Origin of the sequence: Kitasatospora sp. NPDC056327 (assembly GCF_042261735.1) — a bacterium.
Classification (GTDB): domain Bacteria; phylum Actinomycetota; class Actinomycetes; order Streptomycetales; family Streptomycetaceae; genus Kitasatospora.
In genome coordinates this window covers 34,829-60,121 of the sequence record NZ_JBHJRC010000013.1, presented here as the reverse complement: position 1 = coordinate 60,121, position 25,293 = coordinate 34,829, and the positions used below count along the sequence as shown (strand labels likewise).

The 25,293-nt window shown below is 76.8% G+C and carries 6 protein-coding genes; all 6 read right to left on the bottom strand.

What is annotated here, in order from left to right:
• On the bottom strand, positions 1-264 hold the full coding sequence (locus ACFCX4_RS03770) for an acyl carrier protein (RefSeq protein ID WP_376138641.1): 264 nt from the start codon (positions 262-264) through the stop codon (positions 1-3).
• Entirely contained in the window at positions 261-1,166 is a 906-nt protein-coding gene (locus ACFCX4_RS03765; protein ID WP_376138639.1) for an LnmK family bifunctional acyltransferase/decarboxylase, read from the bottom strand. The genes ACFCX4_RS03770 and ACFCX4_RS03765 overlap by 4 nt, the downstream gene beginning before the upstream one ends.
• Positions 1,163-23,026 carry an SDR family NAD(P)-dependent oxidoreductase gene (locus ACFCX4_RS03760; protein WP_376138637.1) on the bottom strand — a complete coding sequence of 7,288 codons (21,864 nt, stop codon included), beginning with the start codon at positions 23,024-23,026 and terminating at the stop codon, positions 1,163-1,165. The genes ACFCX4_RS03765 and ACFCX4_RS03760 overlap by 4 nt, the downstream gene beginning before the upstream one ends.
• A gap of 39 nt (positions 23,027-23,065) precedes the next feature.
• Positions 23,066-23,914, bottom strand: a complete 849-nt coding sequence (locus ACFCX4_RS03755) for an alpha/beta fold hydrolase (protein ID WP_376138635.1) — start codon at positions 23,912-23,914, stop codon at positions 23,066-23,068.
• Between the two features lie 75 nt (positions 23,915-23,989).
• A complete protein-coding gene (locus ACFCX4_RS03750) occupies positions 23,990-24,943 on the bottom strand; it encodes a chlorinating enzyme (RefSeq protein WP_376138633.1) in 954 nt (317 codons plus the stop codon).
• A 10-nt stretch (positions 24,944-24,953) separates the two neighbouring features.
• Positions 24,954-25,202, bottom strand: coding sequence for an acyl carrier protein (locus ACFCX4_RS03745; RefSeq protein ID WP_376138631.1), 249 nt, complete (start codon positions 25,200-25,202; stop codon positions 24,954-24,956).
• Positions 25,203-25,293: the final 91 nt, after the last annotated feature.

Genomic DNA, 25,293 nt, shown 5'->3' with positions numbered 1-25,293 from the left:
TCAGCGGCTCCCCTCGGCCGCGAGCAGGTGGTCCACCAGGGCGTCGACGTCGGGCAGTTCCCCGAACGCGGCCATGTCGCGTTCCAGGCCGAGCCGTTCGATGAGGCCGAGGATGATCTCGACCCGGTCGACGGAGTCCGCGCCGAGCTCCCTGAGGTGCTTGCGGCCGGTCGTGCCGTCCCAGACCACGCCGGGCAGGATCCGGTCGACAACCTCCCGGACCACGGCGGTCATCCGGTCGCGGGCGGCGGTTGGTGCGGTCATGCTGGGTTCTCCCGGTCCAGTCGGAGTGAGCACACGGCCAGCAGGCGGTCCGGGTCGCGGTCGCGCAGGACCACGTCGACGGCCTCGCCGCCGTCCGGCCGCCGCCAGTGCCGCAGCCGGACGGTCAGCGGCCGTCCGGCGTCGGCGTTTCCCAGGTAGCAGAGCTGCTGGTCGACCACGACCCGGTCGAGGAAGGACCGGTCGTCGCGGCCCAGGCCGCGCCAGAGCCGGAGCAGGCCGTGGTCGACGATCGAGAAGTAGGAGGCGAAGTAGAGCAGGCCGGCGCCGTTGAGGTCCCGGGACGGGTCTACCTCGTAGTCGACGTCCAGTTCGGTGACGAGCCGGTCCCCGTCGGCCTCGTGGTCGTGGAAGGTCAGCTCCCGCCGGGCCCGGCCGTAGGCGTGCCGGGGGGAGAACCGCTCGGGGAGCTCCGGGAGGTGCTCGTGCCGGAAGTCCGGCGGCGAGGCGCGGACCAGGCCCGCGTTGGACGGGCCGTCCCCGCGGGCGACCCAGCGGTTGAAGTTCTCCACGTAGAGGCAGTCGGGGTCGGCGAAGGCGTAGAAGTCCTCCGGCTCCAGCGGTCCGGACGCCGCGCCGGCGGAACGGCCGATCCGGTGCAGGGTGAGCACCGACTCGCTGCCGAAGCCGAACAGCCGGGTGGTGACGTCGAGTTCGTCGCCGAACGCGGGGCTGCGCAGGTGGAACCGGCGGCTTCCGCGCACCCGGTAGTAGTAGAAGGACAGGTAGGTGGGCTCGCCCGAGGCGTCCCGCGCGCTCAGCACGTCGGTGCCGCAGAGCTCGGAGACGGCGTCCCAGGTCCAGTCGCCGACCTGGCCGGCGAAGAGGGAGTTGTGCCCGCACATCCCGGGCCTGATCCGTTCGGTGCGCCGCAGGGTGCTCAACCCCGGCCTCCGGTGGTCTCGTGGGCGGTGAGGAAGGGCAGCAGCAGCCGGTGGACCGCCGCCGGGTGGGTGAGGCACGGGAAGTGCCCGGCCCCGCCGATCTCGGCGAGCTCCGCCAGGGGGATCGCGCCGTGCAGCAGGTGGACGGCCTTCGGCGGGATGACGGTGTCGTCGCTCCCCCGGATCACCAGGGTGGGCGCGGTGATCCCGGCCAGCCGGGCCGCGAGGTCGGGCCGGCCGGCGAAGACGTCCAGGTAGCTCAGCCCGATCTGCGGGTCCATGCTCTCGCAGCGGAGCAGGAGGTCCTCCAGGGCCGCCCGCTCGGCGGCGGGCAGGCCGGCCGCGGCCATCCGGTCGAAGTCCTCGGCGGCGACCGTGGACAGCCGGTTGACCTCGCCGCGCCGGTTGCCGACCTTGTAGGAGCTGCCGACGAGGGTCAGCGTGGCGGTGCGGCCGGGGTGGCGCAGGGCGAAGGCCTGGGCCACCAGGCCCCCGAAGGAGGCGCCGAGGACGTGCACCGGGCCGTCGGCGCCCAGCCGGTCCAGGACGGTGCGGTAGAGCTCCGCGATGCCGTCGAGCGTGAGGTCGCCGCGCGCCGTGGTGGCGCCGACCCCGGGGTGGTGGACGGTGACCAGCCGGTGGCCGGCGGCGAGTTCGGCGTACTGGCGGACGAAGACCCCGGCGCCGATGTTGAACGGCGTCATGAGCAGCAGCACCGGCCCCGTGCCGGCGGTGAACACCTCGACCTCGCCCTCCGGCAGGGCGAGCAGCAGCCGTTCGGTGGCGGGCGCGTGCTCGGCCAGGACGGCCGCGTTGTCGTTGCGGGCCCGGTGGCCCTCCCGCATCGCGCCCTCGATGTCCTCGGGCAGCCCGGCGGCGGGGTGGAAGCGGGGCGGCCGGCCGGCCGTGCCGGTCCCGTCGACCGGCAGCAGGTCCGGCACCGGCGCGTCCGAGCGCCAGAGCGCGGCGAGCCGGGCGGCCACCTCGGCGGCCCGCCCGGGGCCGGAGCCCACCGGGACGGCCAGCCGGATGCGGCGCGGGTCGGCGAGGTGCGGGGCGGCGCGCACCCCGGTGCCCTGGTGGATCCAGGCGAGGCAGGACTCCACCGGACGGGCGAGGCCGGCGAAGCGCGGCATCCGGTCCACGTCCAGCAGGACGCAGTGCCCGCCGGCCGGGCCGACGACCGGCAGGCCCGCCGCACGGAGCCCGGTCCACAGCTCCCGTACCGCCGCGACCCGCTCGCGGACCAGCGCGGCGGTCTCGTCCTGCTCGGCCAGGGCACGGGCGAGCAGCCTGCGGGTGGCCAGCCCGGTCTCCGCGCCGCGCAGGGCGACGTGCTCGCGCAGCCGCTCGGTCAGCTGGGGCAGGCCGCTCGCCACCAGGCCGCCGGTGGCGACGCCGAAGTCCTTGGAGAGGCTGAGGGTGACCGCGGAGGCCGTGCCGAGCAGTGCCTCGGCCGCCTTCCAGAGGTCCGCGCCCTGCCAGCCGTCCTCCTGCTCGACGACGAGGACGGCGTTCTCCAGCAGCCGGGTGGCGTCCAGCACCAGCGGGACGCCGTGCGCGTCCGCCGCCTCGCGGACGGCCCGCAGGCCGGCCACCGAGACCGGCCGGCCGCCGTCGGCGTTGCCGCACAGTTCGACGGCGACGAAGGAGACGGCGGCGCCGCCGCGGGCCAGTGCGGCCCGCAGGGCGGACAGGTCCAGGTCGCCGGGGAGGCCGCCGCCGGGACCGTGCGGGGTGCCGGCGGCCGGGCCGTCGGCGGCCGGGCCGATCCGGACCGGGGTGAAGCCGGTGTCGGCGAGGCCGAGCAGCCAGGTGAAGAAGAGTCCGTTGTGCAGGACGGTCCCGCGCGGGCCCGGCCAGCTGCGGCAGAGCAGGGCCTCGGCGGCCCGGCCGGACGCGGTCGGCACCGCGTCGGCGAAGGGGAGCCAGCCGGGGGCGGTGAAGTCCGCCGGGGAGCGGTCGCGGGCGATCCGCTCCTCCAGCACGGTGGCCCGGGCCCGCACCATCGGGTGGTCCAGCTCGGCCCAGGAGTCGGTGACCAGGTCGAACTCGACGTCGCCCGGGGCGAGCGCGAGCACGTGGTACCCCGCCTCGGCGAGGCGGGCGGCCCGGACGGCGGCGGTGGCGGCGGGTGCGGCGGCGGGTACGGGCGCGGGCCCGGTGACGGCGGCCGGGACGGCCGTCGCGGCGGGGACGGGGACGGGGACCGGAACGGGGGCGGTCGCGGGGACGGGGGCGGGCCGGACGGCGGGCGGGTCCTCCGGGCGGACGGCCACCGGCGCCGCCGGGGCCGTGGCGCCGTCGTGCAGCTCGGGCACGGCGGCACCGAGGTCCGGATTGGCGATCATCAGGATCACCTCGGACACCGGGGTGGGCCGGTGCCCGGCCGGCTGGCACAGGTAGACGGGCAGGTTGACGGGCCGGAACTTGTTCTTGAACTGGAAGTTCCCCTCGCCGAACACCCCGATCGAGCGCAGCTCGGCGAGCCCCTGCTCCACCTCGGGGGCCGCGTTCGGCGACTCGGCCAGCTTGACGCCGAAGCTGGCACCGAAGCTGAACAGCGTCAGACCCTCCTCGCGCAGCCGGTGGAGGATCCGCACGATGGCGAACTCCAGGCCGCCCCGGGGCGCCTCGGCCGGATAGAACTCCAGGTCGAGCAGATAGCCCGGCTCGGAGGGGATCTTCGTGACGATCACCGTACTGGCCAGCTCGCCGTTCACCCGGGTCAGGAACATCCGGTGCCGGGCGTCCAGCCGGCCCCGGGCCAGCTCCTCCCGCACCACCGCCACATAGGGGTTGACCATCTGCTTCTGGTCGCCCCAACGGACGATCATGTCGGTGATCTCGCGGTCGGTCGCGGCGTCGCTGCCGACCGTGTACTCCTCCGTGGAGACGGCGCCGGACCGCTCGAACCGGGCCACCAGGTTGCGCAGCCGGCTCATCCGGCCGCCGGCCAGCGAGAACCCGGCGAGGTCCTCCAGCCGCTGGACCGCGCCGAACGGGGTGGCGGTCAGCGGGGAGCCTCCGGCCCCGGTCAGCGGGATCAGCGACAGGAAGTTCGGCCGCAGGCCGTGCCGTTGCGCGTACGCCAGCCACTCCCCGGCCAGCGGGGCGAAGTCCTCCTCGGAGCCCGCGTAGCTCCAGGCGAACAGGTGCTCGTCGCGCCGGGAGAAGTTGAAGTAGGCGCGCCGGGTCGAGCCGACGAACGCCAGCGGCGCGATGTCACGCCCGGCCAGGCCGCCCTCCTTGGCGTGCTGCCGGTCGATCCCGGCCAGCAGCTCCGCCACCTCCGGGAGGGCGTCCAGGGAGCGCTTGCGCACGATCAGCGGGAGTGCCGCGGGAAGGTGCGGCGCGGCCGGCCGGGCCGCGGCGACGGAAGCGGGGACGGGGGCGGGGGCGGGGGCGGGCACCGCAGGGGCCACGGGAGCGGGGGCCGGGGCGGCGGGCACCGGGCCGAGCACGACGGCGTCGGCCCCGGCCGCCGGGGCGTTCCCGGCCGCCTCGACGGCCTCGGCGAGCAGGACGGCGGTCCGCTCGCGGCCGTGGCCGTCGACGAGGTGGGCGGCCAGCGCCGGCACCGTCGGCCGGTCGAAGAGCAGCGTCTTGCGCAGTGAACCGAAGCGCCGTTCCAGGGCGCTGACGGTGCGCAGCATGTCGAAGGAGGAGAGCCCGTTGGCGGTGAAGTCCCGCGCCGGGTCGACCGGCCGTCCGACGATCCGCTCGACGAGCCGGGCGAGCGCCTCCTCCGGCGCCGGGCTCCGGTCGAGCGGCGCGGGCGCGGCGGGGGCGGGGACCGGGACGGGCACGGGGGCGGGGGCGGGGGCGGGGGCGGGCACGGGTGGGGCGGACAGGGCAGGTGCGGGCTCGGTGGCCGCGAACGGGGCGGGCACCGCGAGGTCGGCCGCGTTCGGTGCCTGCACGGGCGGGGCGGGCACCGAGGGGTCGGCCTGGGCGGTCCCGGCCGGGGCGGCCGGGCCGTGCGCGCGGACGAACCCGGCGAGGAGGTCCACGGTGTCGTACTCGTACAGCTCGGCGGCCTGCAGTTCCACCCCGTAGGTCGCGCTCAGCCGGCGGGCGAGGTCCATCCGGAAGATGGAGTCCAGGCCGAGGTCGCCGAAGAGCTGGTCCGGGCCCACCTCCGCCGGGGTCAGTCCGAGGATGTCGGCGACCTGGGCGGTGATCTCCCGGGCCACCTCCGCGCCGTCGACGGCCACCGGCGCGACCGGGACCGCGGCGGGAACCGGGACCGCGGTCGGACGGGCGGACTCCGTGCCGCCCGGCACGGTCTCCACGACGGCGGTGGCCGGGACGACGGCCGGGACGACGGCCGGGGCCGGGGCGCCGACCGGCGACAGGACGATCTTGGCCGTACGGCGACGGGGCCGGGCGGCTCCGTGCTCGCGGGGCTTGCTGGCCGGCTCGGCCACGTCGGTCTCCTTCTTCCTCGTAGTACTCGGCGGAACCTCGGCCGGTCGCGCCCCTTCGCCGGGCGGCCCGGCCGCCCGGCCGTCGAACCAGTGGGCCCGGCCGCCGAACGGCGCGCCCGGCAGCGGGGTGCGGCCGGGACCGCGGCCCCGCCAGCGCTCCGTCCACGGCACGGCCGCGCCCTCGACCCAGCGGGCCGCGAGCTCGGGAAGGTCCAGGCCGGGCGCGGCCTCCCCGGCGTCCGCCGCGGCCTCGCCGACCGGGCCGGCCGGGACGCCCCCGGCGAGCGAGCGCAGCGCGGCCACCGCCTCCGCCGGCGAGCCGGCGACCACCGCGGCCCGGTGCCGGTAGGGCGTGCGGCCGGTCTGCAGGGTGTAGGCGACCCGGGCGAGGTCCGGCCGGGGGTCCCGTTCCAGCGCGTCCGCCAGCGCGGCGGCGTACTCCCGCAGCGCCGGCCCGGTGCGGGCCGACAGGACCAGCAGCTGCGGCCCGCCACCGTCCGGGGCCGCCGGGCGGTCGTACGAGGCCAGCACGACGTGCGCGTTGGTGCCGCCGAAGCCGAACGAGCTGACCCCGGCGACCCGTTCGCCGCTCCACGGCCGGGCCCGGTCGTTGACGAAGAACGGGGTGCCGTCCAGCCGCAGGAGCGGGTTGGGGTCCGAGTAGTGGATGCTCGGCGGCAGCACGCCGTGCCGCAGGGCGAGCACCGTCTTCAGCAGGCCCGCGATGCCGGCCGCCGCCTCCAGGTGCCCGATGTTGGTCTTCACCGAGCCCAGCGCGATGTGCGGCCGCCCGGGAGCCGGGAGCCCCCGGTCCCGGTAGAGGGTGTCGAAGGCCTTCTTCAGGCCCTCGGCCTCGACCGGGTCGCCCAGCCGGGTGCCGGTCCCGTGCACCTCGATCGCGCCGACCGCCCGGGGGTCGACCCCGGCCTCCCGGTAGGCGCGCACCAGGACCTGCGCCTGGGCCTCCGGGTTCGGCGCGGTCAGCGAGGCGGCCCGGCCGCCGTGGTTGACCGCGGCGGCGCGGACGACCGCGTGGATGTGGTCGCCGTCCGCCACGGCCGCCGCGTACGGCTTCAGCACCACCGCGCCGACCCCCTCGCCCCGGACGTAGCCGTCGGCGGACCGGTCGAAGGTCTTGCAGGCGCCGTCCGGGCTGAGCATCCCGGACTGCCGGAAGGCGGTGAACAGCCCCGGGCTCAGCAGGACGTTGACGCCGCCGACGACGGCCAGCGAGCAGTCTCCCGCCGCCAGCGCCCGCACCGCGCGGTGCAGTGCGACCAGCGAGCTGGAACAGGCGGTGTCGACGGCCTCGCTCGGGCCCCGGAGGTCGAGCACGTGCGAGACCCGGTTGGCCAGGATCGAGTGTGCGATGCCGCTGGCGGTGTGGGCCTGCACCGGGGTGCCGTGCATCCGCAGCAGGTCCGCGTAGTCGGTGGTGGAGACGCCGACGAACAATCCGGTATCGCTGCCCGCGAGCGAGGCGGGCCGGTGGCCGGCGTTCTCGATCGCCCGCCACACCGTCTGCAGGAACAGCCGCTGCTGGGGGTCCATCAGCGCCGCCTCGGCCGGGGCGATCCGGAACAGCTCCGCGTCGAAGACGCCCACGTCCGGGAGGAAGCCGCCGCGCAGGCCGGCGGTGTCCGGGTGCGCGTGGAGCTCAAGCCGGTCGGCCGGCACGGGGCCGACCAGGTCCTCCCCGGCCACCAGCCGCTCCCAGAAGCCGTCCAGGTCGGCCGCACCGGGCAGGACGCCGGCGATGCCGATCACGGCCACGCCGTCCACGTCCGGGGCGGTGGCGGAGCCGCCGGCCGGGACGACGGCCTGGGCGGTGGCCTGGGCGGTGGCCGGGACGACGGCCGGGACGCGCGGCTCGGCATCCGGCTCGTCCGGCTCGTCCGGCTCGGCATCAGGTCCGACGGCGAGCGGTGCGGCCGTCGGCTCGGGTGCCGGCCCGGGCACCGGCTCGGCCGACTGCGCCGGCCCGGCCGCGGCGGGGCGGTGCTCCCGCACCAGGTACGCGGCGAAGGCCTCCAGCGTCGCGCACTCGAACAGGACCGTCGGCAGCAGGTCCAGCCCGTACAGCTCGTTGACCTGGTTGATCAGCTCGCTCAGCGAGATGGAGTCGAAGCCCGAGTCCATCAGGTCCTCGTCCAGCGCGACGTCCGCCTCGTCCACCAGCAGGAAGCCGGCCGCCAGCCGGCGGAGCACGGCCCGGACCTCCGGCAGCCCGGCGGCGACCGCGTCGGCCGGGGGTGCCCCGGTGCCGGGTGCCGCGGGGGGCTCGGGCAGCGTCTCGACCGCCAGCAGCGAGGGCTCCCCCGCCGCCAGCGCGCGCCGCAGTACGTCCAGCGCCCGGCCGGTCGGCATCGGGGCCATCCGCCAGCGGCGGGCGAACAGGCGCCGGGTGGCGTCGTCGACGGCCATCCCGCCGTCGGCCCACAGCGGCCAGCCGACGGACACGGTCCGGCCGGAGCGCTCGCCGCGCAGGCGGCGCTCCTCGCGCTCCGCGGCGAAGGCGTCGAGGAAGGCGTTCGCGGCGGCGTAGTCGGCCTGCCCGGGATTGCCGCTCTCGCCGACCACCGAGGAGCAGAGCACGAAGAAGTCCAGTTCGCGGTCGGCGGTCGCCTCGTCGAGCAGCCGGGTGCCGGTGACCTTCGGCGCCAGGACCTCGGCGGTCTCGGACCGGGTCTTGCGGACCGCGAGCGAGTCGCGGGTCACGCCGGCCGTGTGGATGACGCCGCGCAGGGCTGCCCCGGCCTCGGCGACCAGTCCGCGCACGTCCTCCGCGGACGTCACGTCGGCCCGCCGGAACGAGACGGTGACGCCGTCCCGGTTCAGCGCCGCGATCCTGGCGGCGGCCTCCCCGCCGGGCTCCGAGCGGCCGGCCAGGATCAGCCGGACCGGCCCCTGTCCGGCGAGGAACCCGGCGAAGTGCAGGGCCAGGGCGCCCGCGCCGCCGGTGATCAGGTACGCCCCGCCGGGCCGCACCACCGGCTCCCCGGCGGGCGGCGGGGTGAACTCGGCCAGCCGCTTCACCAGCCGCAGCCCCGCCCGGTGCCGGACCTCCTGGTCGCTGCCGCCGAGTTCGGCCAGCAGCAGCCGGGCGCGGGTGACGGCGTCCGTGCCGGCCGCGAACTCCACCCGGGTACCGGTGAAGCCGGTGTGCTCCAGGGCGAGGGTCCGGAGCACACCGCCCGCGGCCACCTGCTCGGGCTCCGCGCCGACATGGGTGTGGACCGCCCGCAGCACCGCGCCGGGCCGGTCCCGCAGGACGGCGGCGCAGGTGGCGATGAGGCTGTGCACGTCCCCGGTGTGGAGGACGGCGTCGGGGCGGACGGCCGACTCCTGACCCGGCGTCAGGACGACGACCCGGGTCGCCGATCCCGCCAGGGCCTCGTCGATCGCCCCGGTCAGCGCGGGGTCGTCGGCGACCACCAGCAGCAGTGCCGGCGCCGCGGCCGGCGGCAGTGCGGGCACGCTCTCCCAGACGGGCTTCCGGAAGACGGTCCGGGTGACCGGCGCCGAGGCGGGCGCCGCCGCCCCGGTGGCCGGGACCGCGGCCGTCGGGACCTCCGCAACCGGGGCCACCGCCGTCGGGGCCTCGCCGGGGGCGTCCGCGGCCGGCGCGGCTCCGGCGGGCGCCGGGGCGGCCGGAGCCGGCAGCCAGTGCCGCGTCCGGTCGAACGGATAGGGCGGCAGGGCGACCCGGCGGGGCCGGGGCCGGGGCCACCGGCCCAGCCAGTCGACGGCACCGCCGTGCACCCAGCGCACCGCCGGGTCCTCGTCCCTCTCCCCGCCGCCGGCCCCGGCTTCGCCACCCCGGGCCGCGGTGGCCAGCAGGACTCCCTCCGGCACCGCGCCGGCCGCCACCCCGGCGAGCAGCGCCGCCAGTTCGGCGGCGTCCCCGGCCGGGACGGCCAGCCGCTCGGCGAACTCCCGGCGGCCCACCTGGCTGGTGAGGCACAGTCCGGCGAAGTCCGTCCCGGCGCCCGCCCCGGTGAGGTGCGCGGCCACCAGTCCGGCGTACCGCAGCAGTTGCTCCCGGGTGCGGGCGGAGAGCAGGAACAGCTGCCCGCCGGCCGCCGGGCCCGGGCGCTCCCGGGTGTCCGGGTACTCCTCCAGCACCAGGTGGACGTTGGCGCCGCCGGCCCCGAAGGAGCTGACGCCCGCGCGGCGCGGCGCACCGTCGGCGCTCGGCCAGGCGGTGAGCGCGGTGGGCAGCACGAAGCGGTCGGGGTCGAGCGCGATCTTCGGATTGACCGTCTCCAGCCCGGCGACCGGGGCGATCCGGCCGTTCCGCAGCTGGAGCAGCACCCTGGTCAGCCCCGCGATGCCGGCGGCGCCCTCCAGGTGGCCGACGTTCGCCTTCACCGAGCCGACCGCGCAGCGCAGCGCGCCGCCCGTACCGGTGCCGAGCGCGCGGCCCAGCGCGGACAGCTCGATCGGGTCGCCGAGTTCGGTGCCGGTGCCGTGGGCCTCGACGTAGCCGATGGTCCCCGGATCGACACCGGCCCGGCGGACCGCCTCGGTGATCAGCCGGGCCTGCGCGTTGGGGTTCGGCACGGTGTAACCACCGGTCTTGCCACCGGCGTTGGTCAGACCGGACCGGATGACGGCCCAGATCTCGTCGCCGTCCGCGACGGCCTCGCGCAGCGGCTTGAGCAGCACCGCGCCGACCCCCTCGCCCGGCACGAAGCCGTCGGCCCGGGCGTCGAACACCTTGCCGTGCTCGTCCGAGGACAGCATGTTCATCGAGCAGAGCGAGACGTGGTGGGCGGGGTGCAGGATCAGGTTGACGCCGCCCGCGATCGCCGTCCGGCACTCGCCGCGCCGGATGCTCTCGCAGGCCAGGTGGACGGCGAGCAGCGAGGAGGAGCAGGCCGAGTCGACCGCGAAGCTCGGGCCGTTCAGGTCCAGGACGTAGGAGACCCGGTTGGCGATCGACCAGTAGGCGGAGTGTGCCCCGGCCAGTCGGCCCTCGGCCCAGCCGGCGGCGGCGAGCTGGCCGTACGAGCCGTACATGGTGCCGACGAACACGCCGGTGTTCCGCTCCCGGGTGGCCTCGCCGAGCTGGCCGGCCCGGTCGAGGAGGTTCCAGGCCGTCTCCAGGAACAGCCGCTCCTGGGGGTCGATGTCGGCGGCGTCGCGCGGCAGGATGCCGAAGAACGACGGGTCGAAGCGGTCGATGCCCTCCAGGAAGCCGCCCCACCGGCTGTACGAGTGCTGGGGCCGGCCCTTGCGGGGGTCGAAGTGGGTGCGCCAGTCCCAGCGGTCGGCGGGCACCTCGGTGATGCCGCTGCGGCCCTCGGCCAGGAGCCGCCAGAAGTCGTCCAGGTCCTCCGCGCCGGGGTAGCGGCCGGCCACCGCGATCACCGCGACGGGCTCCTCGGCGTGCCCGGCCGACCCGGGCACGGACGGGACCGACACCGTCGGGACCGGCACGGACGCGGCCTGAACGGACGGGGCCTGAACGGACGGGGCCGGAACGGGCGAGCGCCCCGGCTGCGACGGTCCGGTCTGCGGCTGCGACCCGGGCGTCCGCGTCGGCTGCGGCAGCGGCCCGGCCGGGGTTCCGGCGGGTGCCTGGGCCGCCGCGAAGTGCTCCGGGAAGGTCCGGGCGAAGTGCGCGGCGAGGTCGGCGATCGTCAGCTGCTCGAACAGCAGGGTCGCCGGGAGCGGGCCGAGGTCGCGCTCGAAGCGGGCCAGGATGTCCAGGCTGACGAGGGAGTCCACGCCGTAGTTCTCGAAGGTCACGCGGTCGTCCAGGTCCGTCACGGCGAACCGGAGGACCTCCGCGAAGACGCCCCGCACGTAGGCGCGCCCGGCCCGCCCGACGCCGTCCTGCTCCGCCCCACCGTCGTGCTCCGCCCCGCCGCCGGTGCCGGCGGCCACCTCCGCGGGCACGGCCGCGGGGGCGTCGGGCGCCGGGCGGGTCGCCGGCCCGGCCGCCGTGGTGACGAACAGGCACTGCTCCAGCTCGTCCGGCGCGGTGCCGTCGAACCCCCGCACCCGGACGGGACCGAACCCGGCGCGCTCCAGCAGCTCGCGCCAGACCGCCGGCCCGATCAGCGGCGCGTGCGGCAGCCGCCGGCCGGCGTCCTCGTAGCGCCACCAGCCCGGGGTGAGCCCGAAGGTGAGGGTGAGGAAGTGCGCGGCCCGGGTGACCTCGTTGACCAGCAGGGTGCCGCCGGGGGCGAGCAGGGCCCGGACGTGGCCGAGCGTCCGCTCCATCGCGCGGGTGGCGTGCAGCACGTTGGTGGCGAGCACCAGGTCGGCGCCGTGCGGCTCGAAGCCCTGCCCGGCCGGGTCGCGTTCGATGTCGAGGACCTCGAAGCGGACGGACGGGTGGGCGGCGGCGAAGGCGTCCTCGCCGCGCCGCAGGAACGCGGTGGAGACGTCGGTGAAGCGGTAGTCCACCGGCACGCCGGCCGCCGCCAGGGCGGGGAGCACGAACGCGGTGCTCGCCCCGGTCCCGGCGCCGATCTCGACCACCCGGACGGTCCGCCCGGTCTCCCGGTGGGTCCTGGTCGCCGCGGCGACGGCCTCCTCGGCCAGCAGGCGGTGGTAGAAGTCCGCGGACGCCTGGCCCCGGTAGACCCGCTCGACCAGCTCGGCCGAGCCGCCGGGGAACAGCACCTCGGTCGGCCGCACCCGGCCGGCCAGCACGTCCGGCACCGCCGCGACGCAGCGCCGCAGCAGCTCCAGGTGCGGGGCGAGGTCGGGGTGGGTCGCCTCCGGGGCGGGGTCCGGCTCCGGCAGGCCGTCGACGGCGGCCACCAGCGGGCCGGACCGGGTGATCCGGCCGGCCGAGGCCAGCAGGTCGAGCAGCGCGTCGAACAGCCGCCGCCGGCCGGGCAGCACCGCCAGCCGGGCCGCCAGGGTGTCGGCGTCGCCGTCCGGCCTGCCGAGCACCCCGCGGAGCCGGTGGTCCAGCAGGGCCGGGGCCAGCCGCTCCAGGGCGGCGAAGGCCTCCCGGGAGCGGGCGACCTCGTCGGCCGGCCCGGCGGGGGCGCCGGTGGCGGATCCGGCGGCGGGACCCGTGGCGGGCCCGGCCGGGACGGCGCCGAGCCGGGCCAGCCCGTCCGCCGTCGCCCGGATCACCAGGGCCTGCGGGAGCGCGTTGCGGAGCACCGCGTCCAGCGCGGCCAGCCCCTCCTCCGGGGCGATCGAGCCGACCCCGAAGCCGGCCAGCCGGCGCGCGTACCGCTCGTCGGCGACCACTCCGACGCTGCCCCAGTAGCCCCAGTTGACGACCGTCACCGGGAACCGGCAGCGCCGGCGCAGCTCCGCCGCGTAGGCGTCCTCGAAGGTGCTCGCCGCCGCGTAGTTGCCCTGGCCCGCCGCGTCGGTGAAGGCGATCGCGGAGGAGAAGAACGCCACGAAGTCCGGGCGCTCGGTGGCCAGTGCCTCGCCGAACGCGACCGCGCCGGCGACCTTGGGCGCGAGCACCTCCGCCAGCCCGGCGCCGTCCATCCGGGCGAGGGTGCGGTCGCCGAGGACCAGCGCGGTGTGGAAGGCCCCGTGCAGGGCGCCGAACGCCCGCCGGCCCGCCCGGACCGCCGAGCGCAGGGCCGCCGGATCGGTGGCGTCGGCCCGCAGGTAGCGGGCCCGGCCGCCCAGCCGCTCGACCTCGGCCAGCAGCGCCGCCACGGCGGTGTCCGCCGCGCGGCGGCCGACGATCGTCAGACGCGCGCCGACGGTCCGGGCGAGGTGCCGGGCGAGCTCCCGGCCGATGCCGCCGGTGCCGCCGAGAACCAGGTAGTGGCCGCCCGGCCGGTAGGGGTGGCCGGTCAGCGGCAGCGAGCCCGGGGTCAGGTCGCGGACCAGCCTGCGCCCGCCGCGCACCGCCACCAGGCGGTCGGTGGCGGGCTCGCGGAGGAGCAGTGCCGCCAGCTCGCCGGGGGTGTGCGGTCCGGTGCCCACGTCGACGCAGCCGACCGTCCAGGCCGGGTACTCGGCGGCGGCGGAACGGGCCAGCCCGAGCAGGCCCGCGGCGTGCGGGCGGACCGGGCCGTGGCCGGTGTCCACGGCCCCGGCCAGCGCCACCCTGAGGGTCAGCGGCCGGGCCGCTCCCCCGGCGATCAGCGTCCGCAGGGTGCCGAACAGCTCGTGCACCGCCGGGTCGTGCTCGGGGGCGCCGCCCCGGTGGGGCTCGCAGGCGAGGAAGTGGACGACGTCGGGGGCGGTGTCCTGCGGGTCGAGCGCGGTGACGGCCTCGGCCCGGTCACCGGCCGCCCGGTGGGCCGCCACCAGCGCGGCGGCCAGGTCGGCGGTGCCCGCGCGGTGGACGATCCGGACCGTGCGGGCGCCACCGGCCGGGGCCGGCCCGGCGGCCGGGGCCTCGCGCCACCGCGGCACGTGGACGATCCCGGCGGGACCGTCGGCCGGCCCGCCGGCGCGAACGGCGGCGGCCGGAGCGGCGGCACGGCCCGCGGTGGGGGGCGGTACGAGGGGGGAGGCTGCGGCGGGGGACGGCACGGCGGTGCGCGGTGCGGCGGTGGCCGGTGCGGCCTTGACGGGGCGCAGCGCCAGGCCGGTGAAGCGGGCGGTCACCCGCCCGTCCCGGTCGGCGAGACGGACGGTGTAGCCGCCCCCCTCCCGGCGCACGTGGGCGTACCCGTCCGCCGGCACCGGGCCCGACACCTCCAGCTCCGCGAGGGCGAACGGCACCTGCGGCGTCGCGGCGGCCGGGTGCTCCGCCCCGGAGGCGGGCGCCGCGGAACCGGCGGGGACGGCGGGGGCCAGGACCGCGACCGCCTGGAGGGCGGCGTCCAGCGGCACCGGATGGAGCGGACGGCCGGTCAGCTCGGCCGCCCGGGGCGCGGCCACCGACAGCACGGCGAGCGCCTCGTCGGCGCCGTGGCGGACCTCCTCCAGGGCACGGAAGGACGGCCCGTAGCCGATGCCCGCCTCGGCGAACCCCCGGTAGAGGTCACTGCCGGACCGGTGCCCGGGGCAGCGGGCGGTGATCGCCGGCAGGTCGAGCCGTTCGGCCTCCCGGCCGGGCGCGGCGCTGATCCGGCCCCGCGCGTGGACGGCGCCGCCGGGAGCGGCCAGGACGGTGAAGCGGTCCCCGTCGAGCGTCACCACCGGCAGCCGGCCGTCCGTCAGGTCGACCGGGCGCAGCCACTGCAGACCCGAGACGCGCAGCGGAGCGGCGAGCCCGGCGGCCCGGGCGGCGAGTTCCAGGACGGCCACCCCGGGCAGCAGCGGGGTTCCGCCCACGACGTGGTCGGCCGCGAGCCAGGCCACCGGGTCGGTGCGGCCGGCCGGCGGAGCCGGGACCGCCTCGACCGGGTCCGGGGCCGGGGACGCCGGGGTGACCCAGCACGGGCGGTTGTCGAAGCGGGGCCCCGGCAGCGGGACGCGGCGCCCGCCGTACGGCCGGACGACGGCGGCCCAGTCGACGTCCGCACCGGCCAGGTAGCTCCGGGCGGTCTCCTCGGCGCGGCCGGTGCCGGTCCGGCGGGGCCCGTCGGCCGACCAGGCGCGCACCTGGCCGAGCAGGTCGTCCAGACCGTCGGTGACGAACGCGGCGCGCACGCCGTGGTGGGTCCGCCCGACCGCGAGGGTGGTGGCGACGTCGGCGAGGGCCGGCCGGTCGGCCGCGAGCCGGTCGGCCAGGTCGTCGAGGGTCCGCGCCAGGGCGGTGCCGGTCTGCGCGGAGACCGGCACCACCAGCCGCTCGGCCACGGCGCCCGGACGGTCCCGGCGCGGCGGCTCGGCGACCACCAGGTGGGCGTTGGTCCCGCTGAACCCGAAACTGCTCACGGCACCGATCAGTTCGCCCGACGCGCCGGGCCGCCAGGGGGTGAGCCCGGTGACCGGCCGGAGCCGGCTGCGGCCGAAGTCGATGTTGGGGTTGGGCGTCCCGTAGTTGACGGACGGCGGGATCTGGCGGTGCCGCAGGGAGAGCAGCACCTTGATCAGCCCGGCGACGCCGGCCGCCATGGTGGTGTGGCCGATGTTGCCCTTCACCGAGCCCAGGCCGCAGGAGCCGCTCCCGGCACCGTCCCGGCCGAAGACCTGGTCGAGCGCCTTGACCTCGATCGGGTCGCCGAGCGGGGTTCCGGTGCCGTGCGCCTCGACGTAGGTCACGTCCTCCGGCCGGACGCGCGCCCGACGCTGCACCCGCTCGATCAGCGCGGCCTGGCCGGCGGCGCTGGGGGCGGTGATGCCGTTGGTCCTCCCGTCACCGTTGACGCCGCTGCCCCGGATGACGCCGTGGACGTGGTCGCCGTCGGCGATCGCCCGGTCGAGGCGCTTGAGCAGGACCGCCCCCACGCCCTCGCCCAGCACGATGCCGTCCGCCGACGCGTCGAACGGCGCGCTCCGCCCGGTCGGCGACAGCATGCCCGTCTTGCTGGTCAGCACGTGCATCCGCGGGGTGATCATCAGGGCGACCCCGCCCGCGATCGCCGCCTCGCACTCGCCGGAGCGGATGCTCTCGCAGGCCAGGTGGACGGCGACCAGCGAGGAGGAGCAGGCGGTGTCGATCGACAGGGTCGGCCCGGTCAGGTCCAGGTGGTAGGCGATCCTGGCGGCCAGCACGGCGGCCGAGTTGCCGAGGAAGGCATGGGCGGTCTCGCTCTCGCCGGTGGCCCGGAGCAGGTCCAGGTACTCCCCGGTCGCGCACCCCACGAAGACTCCCCAGCGGCGGGCGGCCCGGGCGTCCGCCCCGTAGCCGGCGTCCTCGACGCACTTCCAGGCGGTCTGCAGGAAGAGCCGCTGCTGGGGGTCGACGGCGGCCGCCTCCAGCGGGGACATCCGGAAGAACTGCGGGTCGAAGGCGTCGATGTCGTCGAGCAGCGCCGCCCACTTGCTGTAGGTGCGGCCGACGGTCCTGCGGTCGGGGTCGTAGAACTCGGCCGGGTCCCAGCGCTCGGCGGGGACCTCGCGGACGCTGTCCCGGCCGTTCGCGAGGTTCGACCAGAACGCGGTGAGGTCGGGAGCGTCGGGGAAGCGGCCGGCCATGCCGATGACCGCGATGTCCGCCGTCCCCGTCTCCCTCCCCGTTCCGGCGGGCGGGCGGGCGGACGCGCCGTCGAGCGGCCGCGGCTCGGCCACGGCGGCCGGCTCGGCGGTCCTCGCCGGTGCGGGCACGACCGGTGCGGGCACGACCGGTGGGACGTCGGCCGGCGCGGGCGCGGTGACCGACGGCGCGGGCGCGGTCGGCGGGGTGAGCACCACGGCCACGGGCGCGGCCTGCGCCGGCGGTGCGGCGGGGGCCGTGAGCGCGGACAGGGTCACCCGACCGGTGCGCACCGGAGCGGGGGCCGGGGCGGCGGCGGGCACCGGAGCGGGCCGCGCGGGTACGGCGACCGGCGCGGTGGCCTCGGCCAGCAGGGTCCGGTCACGCTCGATCACCTCGCCCACGTGCGCCACCAGCCGGGGCACCGTGGGGTGGTCGTAGACGGCGACCGAGTCGACGTCCAGGCCGAACGCCTCGTTGAGGGAACGGACCAGCTCGACCGCGCCGATCGAGTCGAGCCCCATCTCGTTGAAGCTCAGCGCGGGGTCGATCTCCTCGCGCTCCAGGTAGAGGCTCTCGCAGAGCGCCTCCTCCACGACCCGGGTGATCCGCGGGGTGTCCGGCGCGGGCACCACCGGCGCGGGCACGACCACCGGCACGACCGGCGGAACGACCGGCGGCGGGGTCTCCGGCAGGGCTGCGGCAGGAGCCTCGGCAGGAACGCCGACGGGGACCTCGACGGGAGCCGGCGCAGGAGCCGTCACCGGTGCCGCCGGGTCCGCGGCTCCGGACCGGAACCGCTCGACCTTCCGGAAGTGCTCCTGGATCCGGTCGACGGACCCGGCACCGAACACCCGGTCGTGCATGGCTGACTCCCGCTCGATCGCCGGGGCCAGCCGTGCCAGGGCCCGCTCCGCGAGGTCCTGCTTGAGCACCCGCACCGCCTGCACCGGCTTCTCCGCGATCGACCGGGCCAGGCCGAGCGCGGTCGCGAGGACCTCGGACCGGTCGGCGAAGAGCACGCCGGCGCCGCGCCGCTCCAGCTCCTCCCCCCGGTACGGGCGTCCGGTGTACATCATCTCGGCGGCCAGTACCCGGCCCAGCCGGTCGTCCAGGATCTGGGTCGCGCCCATCCCGGGGGTGAAGCCGTAGCCGAGGAAGCTCGCGCTGTACACGCCCTCGCGGCTCATCACCACGAGGTCGGCGTGCAGGCCGAACGCCAGTCCGCCGCCCGAGGCGTGGCCGCCGATCGCCGCGACCACCGGGCGGCTGCAGCGGGCCAGGCCCTCGTAGACGAACGGCACGTCGGTGAACCGGCTGCGGCCGCCGGCCAGCGTCTCCAGGCCCTCGGGGGTGGCCCCCATGCTGAACACCGTCCCGGTGCCGGTCAGCACCACGGCCCGGACGGCGTCGTCCCGCTCGATCCGGGCGAAGGCGTCCTGGAGGCCGCGCATCACCGCGTCGGTGAACATGTTGCCGCCGCGCTCGCGCAGGGCGACCAGCGCGATGCCCGCGTCGAGCACCCGGTACTCCACCGCCTCGCCCTCGTGACCGCCCCCGTCGCCGGGCCGCACGGCCGCCTCCGGTCCCACGGCGGCCGGGGCCGGCAGCACCGCCCGGTCCGCCGCCTCGTCGACCGGACGCTCCGGCCAGTCCGAACGCTCCGGACGCGCGGCGACCGCCGCCCCCTCCGCGCCGGCCCGCCAGCGGCCGACCCAGAACGGTTCCTCCTGGAACGGGTAGCCGGGCATCGGTCGGCGCCGCGCGGCGCCGACCGGCCGGCAGTCGGCCCAGGCCACCTCCCCGCCGCCGGCCCAGTGCGCGGCCACCTCGGCGAGCCGCCCGGCCCGGTAGGCCGCGACCGCGTCGAACCCGGCGGGCCCGGCAGTTCCGGCGGACTCCGCGGTGACGGGCCCGCTCCCCCACCAGGCGTCCGCGCCGCACTCCCCGCCGTCCACGTACCGCCGGAGCGCCGCCCGCAGCGCCGCCGGGTCGGCGGCGACCACCGCCAGCCGGTGCGCCATGGCCGTCCGGCCGACCTGGGCGGTGAAGCAGAGGTCGGTCATTAGGTACCGGTCCGAACCGCCTCCCGCGGCGGCCAGTCCGGCGACCGTGCTGTCCGGTCCGGGGTCGGTGCCGGTGGCCGCGGCGAGCTCGCGCAGGGCCAGGACGTCGAACCCGAGGTCGGCGAGCGGCTCGTCGAACCCGATCGCGGCGGCGGGGACGCCGAGCACCCCGGCGGCCCGGGCGGCGATCCACGCGGCCGGGCGGCCGGGCCCGTCGAGGAACCCCAGCAGCCGGACGGCGTACTCCCGCAGCTCCGGTGCCCGCCGGGCGGACAGCACGAACAGGTCCTCGGCGGCCGGTTCCGACGTACGCGGCACGATGTGGCTCTCCTCCTCGACCAGGACGTGGGCGTTGGCACCGCCGGCGCCGAAGGCGCTGATCCCGGCCCGGCGGGGGGTGTCCCCGGCCGGCCACGGAGCGCGCTCCTGCTGCACCCGGAACGGGGATCCGGCGAAGTCGATGTGCGGGTTGGTGCGCTCGGAGTGCAGGGACGGCACCAGTTCGCCGTGCCGGAACTGCAGCAGCACCTTGGTCAGCCCGGCGATGCCGGCCGCGCTCTCCAGGTGCCCGATGTTGGACTTGACCGAGCCGATCGCCACCGAGCCCGGCGGCACCGGACCGGGCGCCACCGGGTCACCGGCCGCGACCGGTCCGGCGAAGGCCCTGCGCAGGCCCTCGATCTCGATCGGGTCGCCGAGCGACGTGCCGGTGCCGTGGGCCTCCAGACAGCCGACGGTGGCCGGGTCCCAGCCGGCCCGCTCCAGCGCGCCGGCGACGACCTCGGCCTGGGCGGCCGGGCTGGGCACGGTGAAGCCGCTGGTCTGGCCGGTGTGGTTGAGCACGGTGGCCCGGATGATCCCGTGGACGTGGTCGCCGTCGGCGCGGGCCCGGTCGAGGCGCTTGAGCACCACCAGACCGACGCCCTCCCCCGGCACGTAGCCGCTGCCGTCCGCGCCGAAGCTGCGGCAGCGGCCGTCGGCGGAGAGGAACTGGCCCTGGGCCAGCTGCAGGTACTTCTGCGGATGGATCGAGACGTTGACCCCGCCGGCCAGGGCCAGTTCGCACTCCCCGCGCCGGACGCTCTCGCAGGCGAGGTGCAGGGCGGTCAGCGAGGAGGAGCAGGCGGTGTCGACGGCCAGGCTCGGGCCGTGCAGGTCGAGCGTGTAGGAGACCCGGTTGGCCACCGAGGCGTGCATGGCGGTCGGCGCTACCCCGCCGGCCTGCTCGGCGAAGAGCTGGTAGTGGTTCCACATCACGCCGACGAACACGCCGGTGCTCCGGGTGGCCGGGTTCCGGGCGGGGTAGCCCGCGTCCTCCAGCGCGTGCCAGCTCGCCGTGAGGAACAGCCGCTCCTGCGGGTCCATCCGCTCGGCGTCCTTGCGGGAGATCCCGAAGAAGGCGGGGTGGAAGCCGTCGACGCCGTCCAGGAAACCGCCCCAGCGGCTGTAGGTGCGGCCCTCGGCGCCCTTGTCGGCCGAGAAGTACCGATCGTGGTCCCAGCGGTCGGCGGGGACCTCGACCACGCTGTCGACGCCCGAGGCGAGGTTGTGCCAGAAGGTGTCCAGGTCGGGCGCGCCCGGGTAGCGGCCGGCCAGGCCGATGACGGCGACGGCGCCCTCGTCGGGGTCCGGCGCTGCCGTGTGCGCGGCAACGGGCACCGCGGCGGGCACCGGCTCCGCCACCACCGCGGGGCCGGCGGCCGGCAGCAGCCCGGGCACCCGGTCGGCGGCACCGTGCAGGACCGCCAGGCAGGGCGGTCCCCCGGCCACCGCCCGGGCGAGCAGCCCGAGGCCTTCCCCGGTGGGGAGCGGCAGCATCCCGGTCCGCTCTGCGGACTCCCGCACGGCGGCCCCGGACGGGCGCATCCCGCCCTCCGCCCACAGCGGCCAGGCCACCGCGAGGCTGCGGCCGGGGCGCTCGGCGGCGCGGCGGCGCGCGAACTCCAACTGGAAGGCGTTGGCGTACGCGTAGTCCGCCTGGCCCCGGTTGGCCAGCACGGCGGAGAGCGAGGAGAACAGGACGAACAGCCGCGGGCCGTCCCCGGCGGTGGCCTCGTCGAGGTGCACGGTGCCGTCGACCTTGGCGGCGCACACCTGCGCGAGGTCCGCGGCGTCCTTGCGGAAGAACAGCCCGTCGCGGACCGTCCCCGCGCAGTGCAGCACGCCGTCGATCCGGCCGTGGGCGTCCCGGGCGGCGGCCGCGGCGGCCTCGGCGCCCGCACGGGTGGAGACGTCGGCCCGCAGGTAGCGGACCTCGGCGCCCAGGCTCCGCCAGCCGGACATCCGCTCCGTCAGCTCCGGGCCGGCCTCCCGGCGGCCCACCAGCAGCAGGCGGGCCCGGTGCCGGGCGGCCAGGTGTCCGGCGACCAGGGTGGCCAGGCCGCCCGCCCCGCCGGTGATCAGGTAGCTGCCGCCGTCGGTGAAGCCGCCGTCCGCCGGGAGCGGCTCCGCCTCCGCCCAGCGGCGGACCTCGCGGCGCCCGGCGCGGTACCGCACCCAGGATCCGGCGTCGTCCGCCGTACCGGCCCGCTTCGTCGCCTCCGAGGCCTCCGTGACGTCCGGCGGCCCCGAGAGCTCCGCCAGTTCGGCCAGCAGCGCGGCGGCGTCCGGGCCGTCGGTCTCCACCAGCCGGCAGCGCAGCGCGGGCACCTCGGCGCCGAGGGTGGCGGCGAGTGCGGCGAGCGCCGCCTGCCCGGGCGCCGCGGGGCCGGGCACGGCGATCAGCAGCGGGACGGCGCCGGGCGGCCTGGCCCCGGTCAGCGCGGCGGCCAGGGCCCAGAGTTCGGGGGCCGACCGGTCGTGGGCGTGCAGGACGTAGCCGGCCGGGTCGACGCCCTCGTCGGCGAGCGCGCCGAGCAGCCGGGCCGCCTGCGCACGGTCGGCGAGGTCGAGCCGGAAGGCGTCCGGGCCCGTCCGGTCGTAGGCCCCGGCCCGGTCGACGGTGACGACCCGCCGGGCGCCGGCCCGCAGCTCCTCCGCCGACCCGGGCGGGGCGCCCAGCACGACCAGGACGCCGGCCGGGCGGGTGGCCGGCCGCGCCGCCGCCACCCAGCGCTCGGTCCGGCAGAGCGTGACCGCGCCGGCCGGCCCCGCCGCCGGCTCCTCCCGGAAGGCCGGGTCCACGCCGGCGGCCCCGCCGGACGCCGGCGCGCCGGCCGTCAGCGCCCCGGGGTAGGTGGCGGCCAGGTGGCGGGCCAGGGCGGTCACCGAGCCGTACTCGAACAGCAGTGTGGGGTAGAGCGTGGCCCCGACCACGGACTCCAGCCGCTCGCCCATCCGCAGCAGCGCCAGCGAGTCCAGGCCGAGGTCGTAGAAGCCCGCGTCGGCGGGGATATCGGCGGGGGCGCGGTCGAGCTCCCGGGCGACCAGTTCGGTGAGCCGCTCGGTCGCCACGGCGAGCGCGGTACGGGTGCCCCCGGCACCCGCCGTTCCGGCCGCGCCCTCTGCGCCCTCCGTGTCCTCTGCGCCCTCTGCGTCCTCTGCGCCCTCCGCCGGGGCGGCGACGGCCGAAGGTGCGGGCTCCCCGGCGTCGTCGAGCAGGCGGGTGATGAGCTCGGGGTGGCGGATCCGCTTGCACGACATGTCCCGGAACTCCGCGAGCAGCCGGCCGTCCGGGTCGTGCAGCGTGTAGTCGTTGCGGACCAGGTCCCCGGAGGGCGAGGCCTGTTCGGGGCGCGCGACGTGCACCAGGAAGCGCTCGCCGACGGCCCCGGGGGCGCGGAACCAGCCGATGTGGAAGGGGATGAAGGGCTCCTCCCCGACCTCCTCGTTCTGGCCGAACGCCACCAGGGTGGAGGCGTCCGCCTTGCCGGGGTGGAGGTGGAAGCCGGCCTCGTGGGCGGCCCCGGAGGGGTCCAGCCGCAGCTCGGCGAGCAGGCCGTCGCCGGCGGTCCGCACCAGCCGGCCCAGACAGGTCATGGGGCCGCCGTGCCGGATGCCCTCGCGGCGGGTGCGGGCGTACAGGGTGTCCATGTCCGCCTCGCCGAGCGCCGCCGCCCGCAGGCCGGCCACGTCCAGCACCGGAGCCGGCGGCTCGTCGCTCTCGACCAGTTCGGCGCGGGCGTTCTCCCGCCAGGGGCCGTCCGGGGCGCCGTCGCCCAGCCACCGGCTCTCCACCCGCACCTGCCGGGCCCGCCCGGCGGGCGCGGCGGCGACGGTGACCCGCAGCTCGCGGTCGCGGCCCCCGCCGGTGACCACCGGCTCCGCGAAGAGCACGTCGCGCAGCGCCAGCCGGCGGTGGTCCAGCCCCTGGGCGATCAGGACCCTCAGGACCAGGTCCAGGAAGGTCACGCCCGGCATCACGGAGACGCCGTGGACCAGGTGGTTGGCCATCACGAAGTCGGTGTGGCTCAGCCGGATACGGCAGTCGATCTCTTGCTCCTGCACGGCCATGACGTCCTCCCCCTCGTGCGGATTCCGCTGTTCGCTTGCTCAGGCCTTGGGCGCGGGCGCGACGGCCCCGCCGGTGAATCCGGCCAGGAGGTCCCGGAGCCGTTCGCCGGCCCCGAAGACCGAGATGTGGTCGCCGTGCGGTTCGACCCGCAGCACCGCGTCCGGCAGGGCGGCGGCCACCCGGTGGGAGCCCTCGGGGTGGGCGGTGCGGTCGTCCTCGCTGGTGACGACCAGGGCCGGCATCCGCAGGCCGGCGAGCAGCGGTGTGACGTCCTCGGTCATGGTGGCGAGCGTCAGCGTGCTGTAGCGGTAGAAGAGTTCGTCGGTCGAGTAGGGGTGCATCACGAGTTCGGCGAGCTCCGCCGGGACGGCGGCGCGGGCGCTGTCGGCCAGCGCGCCGTTGATCATGGCGGCGTCGGGGCGGCCCTGGGCGGCCAGCGCGAGCAGGGCACGCAGGTTCTGCTGGTGGTCCGTCATGACGCCCGGGGTGCCGGAGAAGTCCCCGTGCCACAGGCTCAGCGAGGCGACCCGGTCGGGCCGGCGGTGGGCCGCGCCCAGCGCGATCACGGCGCCGCCGCACAGGCCCATCACGTGGGCGGTGCCGAGGCCGTAGTGGTCCATCACGGCGAGCAGGTCGGCGGCCTGGGTGCCGACGTCGTGGCCGAGGGCGTCGAAGGCGGCGTCGGTGTCGTCGCCGAACAGCCCCCGGGTCTCCCAGGTGACGACCCGGTGGCCGGTGGCGGCCAGGTGCCGCATCCACGGCTCGCAGAGCGTGGCCGGCATCCCGCAGGCGGAGGCGATGACCACGGCCGGGCCGCCGGGCGCACCCGCGCTGTAGCCGCGCAGCCCGGCGCCCGCGCCGGCGATGTTCTCCATGGAGGCGAGCATGTTCCTGTCCTAGGGATTCCGGGGTGCCGCGCGGACCGGGGGTCGCACGCGGCACCTGCCGTGCGGCGGAGCGGGTCAGCGGGTGGTGAAGGGGTGACCCGTGGTGGTCTCGGTCGCGATGACGTTGTGCTCGTAGTCGTTGCGGCCGGAGACGAGCACCGAGCCGAAGCGCTCCAGGCTGACGGTGCCGCCGTACTCGATGATCTCGGTGGTGTCCGGGTAGACCCGGACCGAGGTCGGCACGTAGCGGTTGGCGAAGCCCAGCCGCATCTCCTCGGTCCTGCCGTTGTGCGGGAGCGAGGCGTGCATCAGCGTCGACCAGAACATGATCGCCTCACCGGGGCGCATGACCATCGGGACGGCCCTGGACTCGTCGGGGACGAAGTCCTCGTCGATCTGGAGCTCGCGGTAGTCGTAGCCGAAGAAGCCGCGCCGGATGCCGTCCTTGACCTCGCTGTTGATGCGCTGCGGGTCGTAGTGCATCTTCTTGGTCTCGTCGTACATCATCTGCTGGTGGGTGCCCGGCATGAACTGCAGGCAGCCGGTGTCCTCGTTGGCCTCGGTGAAGGCCGTCCAGACCGTGAGCGTGCCGCCGAAGTGCACGTGCTCGTCGCCGGCCCAGAGGATCTGCGGGCTGCCGGAGGCGTTGGCGAAGGTGTCGGCCTGGTGCCAGTCGGTGCCCTCGTCGCCCGGGTACTTCGGGAAGAACTCGGTGCGCCAGCAGAGCACGTCCGGGCCGAGCGCGCTGACCACCCGGTCGACGATCCTGGGATTGGCCACGTGATCGGCCAGGAAGTCGTTGTCGAGGTGGCGGTCGTAGTTGGAGATGTTGGTGTTTCCGGACTGCGCGGCCTCCTCCTGGTAGACCGCGTTGCCACGATCCATCAGGGCCAGTCGCTCGGTGCGCCAGATTCGTTGCATTTCCTCGATTTCGTAGACCTTGAACGGCCCGAAGAAACCGTTCCGGCGGAACTGGTCGAGTTCCTCCGGCGTGAGCGCGAACTCCCTCGCCCCGGCATTCTGCGTCATCTCGAACTCCTTAGCTGTCGGAGGCCGCAGCGGCCTGTTCCACGGCCGCGCGCAACGCGAGATTGCGCGCCGTCGCAACTCCGCCCAGGTCGCCGACACGTATCCTGACGTGCAGTTCCTGGCTGATTCCGGCGAGCACCCGCACGAACGCGAGCGACGTTCCGCCGTGATCGAAGATGTCGTCGTCGGGGCCCAGCCCGGGCCTTCCGAGTACGTCACGGACGATGGCCAGAATCCTCTGATCGATCGTGGCTTCCATGCCGCCAACGTAGGTAGCCGCGGAAACGACGTCTGTTCACTGTTGAGCAGACCCGGCCCCCGGCCGTCGAGGACGGTGGAGCACGATGCCG

Excerpts from the sequence above, each read along its gene's own strand:
- ACFCX4_RS03770 (WP_376138641.1), bottom strand. The coding sequence starts at position 264 with ATGACCGCACCAACCGCCGCCCGCGACCGGATGACCGCCGTGGTCCGG.
- ACFCX4_RS03760 (WP_376138637.1), bottom strand. The coding sequence starts at position 23,026 with ATGGCCGTGCAGGAGCAAGAGATCGACTGCCGTATCCGGCTGAGCCAC.
- ACFCX4_RS03755 (WP_376138635.1), bottom strand. The coding sequence starts at position 23,914 with ATGCTCGCCTCCATGGAGAACATCGCCGGCGCGGGCGCCGGGCTGCGC.
- ACFCX4_RS03750 (WP_376138633.1), bottom strand. The coding sequence starts at position 24,943 with ATGACGCAGAATGCCGGGGCGAGGGAGTTCGCGCTCACGCCGGAGGAA.
- ACFCX4_RS03745 (WP_376138631.1), bottom strand. The coding sequence starts at position 25,202 with ATGGAAGCCACGATCGATCAGAGGATTCTGGCCATCGTCCGTGACGTA.